This window comes from Streptomyces morookaense (assembly GCF_013030945.1).
GTDB lineage: Bacteria > Actinomycetota > Actinomycetes > Streptomycetales > Streptomycetaceae > Streptomyces > Streptomyces morookaensis.
In genome coordinates this window covers 1-4,019 of the sequence record NZ_JABBXF010000172.1, presented here as the reverse complement: position 1 = coordinate 4,019, position 4,019 = coordinate 1, and the positions used below count along the sequence as shown (strand labels likewise).

2 protein-coding genes are annotated in these 4,019 nt (G+C 68.6%); one reads left to right on the top strand and one right to left on the bottom strand.

Features of this window, described 5'->3' with window-relative positions:
* Window positions 1-35 precede the first annotated feature (35 nt).
* Window positions 36-821: an alpha/beta fold hydrolase gene (locus HG542_RS33930; protein ID WP_171088250.1), complete on the top strand. Its 786-nt coding sequence runs from the start codon at window positions 36-38 to the stop codon at window positions 819-821.
* A 319-nt stretch (window positions 822-1,140) separates the two neighbouring features.
* On the opposite strand, the gene HG542_RS33925 is transcribed toward HG542_RS33930, so the two are convergent.
* A complete protein-coding gene (locus tag HG542_RS33925) occupies window positions 1,141-3,633 on the bottom strand; it encodes a DEAD/DEAH box helicase (protein ID WP_171088247.1) in 2,493 nt (830 codons plus the stop codon).
* Window positions 3,634-4,019: the final 386 nt, after the last annotated feature.

Here is a 4,019-nt window from a genome sequence, read left to right as displayed (position 1 = left end):
GTTGGGCGCGGCAGTGGCAGCGGGGTTCTGAGGGCATGACGCATGCGACGGCACCGGACGGAACCCGCATTGCCTACCAACTCCAGGGCCAGGGACCGCCGCTGGTCCTGCTGGCGGGCCAGGCCAACAACCACCACTGGTGGGACACGATTCGCGCCGACTTCCATCCCGCTCGCAGCACCCTCACGCTCGACTACCGCGGCACCGGCGACAGCGACAAGCCCGACACCCCTTACAGCACCGAACTGTTCGCCCAGGACGTCATCGCCGTCCTCGACGAACTCGGCATCGACCGGGCCGACGTCTACGGCACGTCCATGGGCGGCCGGGTGGCCCAGCAGCTCGCGGCCCGCCACCGCCACCGGGTGGGCGCCCTGGTCCTCGGCTGCACCTCACCCGGCGGCCCGCACAGCATCGAACGGGGCGACGACGTCCGCCAAGCCCTGGCCCAACCTCAGCCTGAAGCCGTGCAACAGGCCTTGCTGGAGCTGATGTACACCCCCCGATGGCTCGCCTCCCATCCCGGTTCGCACCACACCCTCGGCGACCCGGGTATGCCTGCCCACGCCCGGCGCCACCACCTCGCAGCCAGCAACCGCCACGACGCCTGGGACATCCTGCCGGACATCAGCGCACCCACCCTGGTCGTCCACGGAAGCGACGACCGGCTCAACCCCACCGCCAATGCACTCCTGCTCACCGACCGCATCCCCAACGCCCGCCTCCATCTGATCCCCGAGGCCCGGCACGCCTACTTCGAGGAGTTCCGCACTCATGCCGGCCCTGTCGTCCTGGACTTCCTCACCACAAGCCGTAAGTGAGTGTTTTTGACCCGGCGGAGCCCCCGGACCATAAAGAACAAGCTGAGACGTGCCGACCGGTACAAGGCCGGGGCGGAACACCCCTCCTTTTTGGAGTGGCTGGTCTAGGTGTGGGGTGCCGAGCGTGGCTGGGGTGAACGACTTGAAAGGGGCGAGTGGTGGCCGCGCTCGGCCCGTGAGGTGGGCCGCTGTGGCTCCCGAATTCATCGAGATTGACCATGTGTTGGGGCCGCGCAGTGACTCCCGTAGTCGTGTTGAGGCGACTCCTGCTCCCGTGTGCGTATCCTTTTCTTGTCGGTGTGTTCCGGGGGTCTGGTGTTTACCAGCGGATGCCGAGTTGGTTGAGGTCCGCGCGGCGTTGTGTACTCAGCTTTGCGGCGCGTTTTCGTACGTTGTTGATGAAGGTGCCGAGTTTCACCTTCATCACCTGGCCGGCTGTGTCTTGCATCATCTCTACGTGTTTTCTGGGGATGTTGAGGTGGCCTTCGCGTTGGTGGTATTGGCGTGCGGCGTGGAGGTTGAGGACCCACTTGTCTTCCTGCGTGCGTTTCACGGGCTGTTGGTGTTCTTCTGCCGGGGTGAGGTTGAGGATGTTTTCGAGGAGCCATTGCTGGACGGGGAGCAGGTCGTCCCAGCCGTGGCGGCAGGCGGTCGCCCAGCGTCCGAGGTCTTCGCCCTGTACAACCATCTCACCCGCCGTTATCGGCAGTTTCCCGCCGCTTTCGACGTGGGCTTGTGCGAGGCGGAAGCAGCGTTGCCACCCGGTGTCCCATGCGGGGCACCAGCCGGGGTCGATCTCCTCCAACGCCTCACGCCGTGCCTCGGTGAGACCTCCGGTGCCGGATCCGGCGGGAAGGCCGGCCGTGCGGCGTTCGGCGATGGTGTCCGCGAGCCGGGCGGCGGTGCGTTGGTTCTTCGCCCAGGTCCCGACCGGGTACCCGTCCCAGACGGCGGTGGCCGGCGGCAGGAAGTGTCCGTGCACTGCAGCCCACGCGCGGGCGGCAGCCAGTCCTTCCTCGAACGCGAGGTCCTGGTGCGACCACACCATCCCCAGCCCGTCCAGCTCGGCGACCCGGTCCGCAGCCAGACGCCCGGCCTTCCTGAAGCGCCGCTGGTCCGCCAGCCACGTGCCTAGCGGAAACCCGGCCGGCGACCACTCCGGCGGGGTGACGAAGCCGTAGGGCACCCGCAACTGCACGGCACCGGTCTCCTGCACATACCGCACACACGCTTCGACCCCACGCCGCCAGAACGCGTTCTCCGGCTCGATCACCCGCAGCCTCACAAACCGGGCCAGCAGCGCCGGATCCCGCGGCAGGGAGAACTTCAGCAACTCCCGCGCAGACACACTCGCCCCCCGCCCACCCTCCTCCGGCTGCTCCCGGCCGCCTTCACCGGCTCCGGCGGCCCCCTGCGCCGGGTAACTGCCACTGCGCACACGGGGATCGGCGAGCGCTTCGATGGTGTCGGTGTCGTGGGCGCGGAGTGCTGCGAGGACCTTCACCAGGGTGTTGTAGGCCGGTGAGGTCAGCATGTCGTCCGGACTCTCACCCGGCGCGAGGAACACCGGAACGACCAGCGAAGCGATTTTTCCCTCGCCGGGCTTCATCCGGAGTGCCCGGCCGACCATTTGCACGATGTCGATCATCGATCCCCGCGCATCACAAAAGGCGACGGAATCACAATTCGCTGTGTCGACCCCTTCACCGAGCACCTTCACGGAACTCAGCACGCGCAGAGCGGCCGGCCGCACCCCGCCCCCGCCCTCGATGACGTCGGAGGCGAACTCGGCCAGCACCGCCCGCCGGTGGCCGGGGACGTGATCACCGCACAGCCAGTCGGCCCACACCCGCTCCGGCGCCGGGAAACGGCGCGGATCGTCCTGCCAGAGCCGCCGCGCGACACCGACGACCCCGCTGGCCATGGCCTCGGCCTCACTGACCTTGCTGTGGAACGCCAGAACCTTGCGCAGCTGCTCCTGCGCCGCCGCGGTCAGGATGCCGGTCTGCAGTGCCGCGAGCCGTGCTCCGCGGACCTCGTCCGAGCCGGCACCGGCGACCTGGTGCGTCTGGTGGAGTTCGGGGTCGGTGATGTCGACGCACACGACCTGGTACGGGGCCACCAGTCCGCGACCGACGGCCTCGGACAGGGTCAGCTTGAACGCCACCGGCCCGAAGACGGGGGAGTCCTCATCCATGCTCGCGATCAGCCGCGGTGCCTCGTTACGACCGTTCCCGGCCGCTTCCCAGACGCGGGCCGTGGCGGTCATGTAGAGGCGACGGGCCGCCGGGATCTTCCCCTGATCATGCACAGCCGCCCACGGCCTGCCTGCGTCCCCGCTGGTCCGGTGCGCCTCGTCCACGACCATCAGATCCCACACATCCAGCCCCTGGGCATGGGCACGCTGAAGGATGCCGAGGCCGACCGCGGCATAGGTGGCGAACACCGTCACCCGCTCCAGCCCCCGCACCCACGCCACGAGCTCGACCGGATCCGTCGTACACGGCACGCCCTCGGAGTCGGCGGCCCGTAGCGAGCAGACCCCGACCACCGGCCCGGTGCGGCCGCCCTCCCGCCATGCGGCCGCGGTCTGTGTCAGCAGATCCAGAGTCGGCACCAGGACCAACACCCGCCGGGCAGCCAGCTTCCGGGCGGTCTCGGCGGCGATCAGCGTCTTGCCCGAGCCGGTCGCGGCGATGACCTGAGCCCGCAGCCCCTCGGCCGGCATATGCCCGTCGGCGGGCGCCTGCAGAACACGGAGCACGGCATCGACCGCCTCCACCTGATGCGGGAACAGAGCTTTCCCCGGCATACAACTTCCCTCCGCCGCGCACTTCTGGCGGCCCCTCTGATCCGCTGAAACCTGTTTACGCTCGCACCCGGAAACCGCGACTCCCGTCCGGCTGCAACGGCAGTGACCTCTCTCCCCATAAACTATCGGGCCAGCCAGAATGACGCACGCCGCTTGCCCCAAGTGTTGAGAGCCGCCCCCTCCCGACCCCGAAACCTTGCGCCGAGCATGGCCGCCCACTTCGCCCAGGAATCCTCCCCAACAACCAAGCAAACCTGATCACTTGAGCACCCATCACCCCGAAGCCGCCACCCCCACCCCTCCAGCCAGCCCCAGGAACACGCGGAGCGTGTTCCGTCAGGCCGGATCGCGGAGCGATCCGAGCCCGAGGCCAACGGAGTTGGCCT

Coding starts and splice junctions, on each gene's coding strand:
- HG542_RS33930 (WP_171088250.1), top strand. CDS start 36: ATGACGCATGCGACGGCACCGGACGGAACCCGCATTGCCTACCAACTC.
- HG542_RS33925 (WP_171088247.1), bottom strand. CDS start 3,633: ATGCCGGGGAAAGCTCTGTTCCCGCATCAGGTGGAGGCGGTCGATGCC.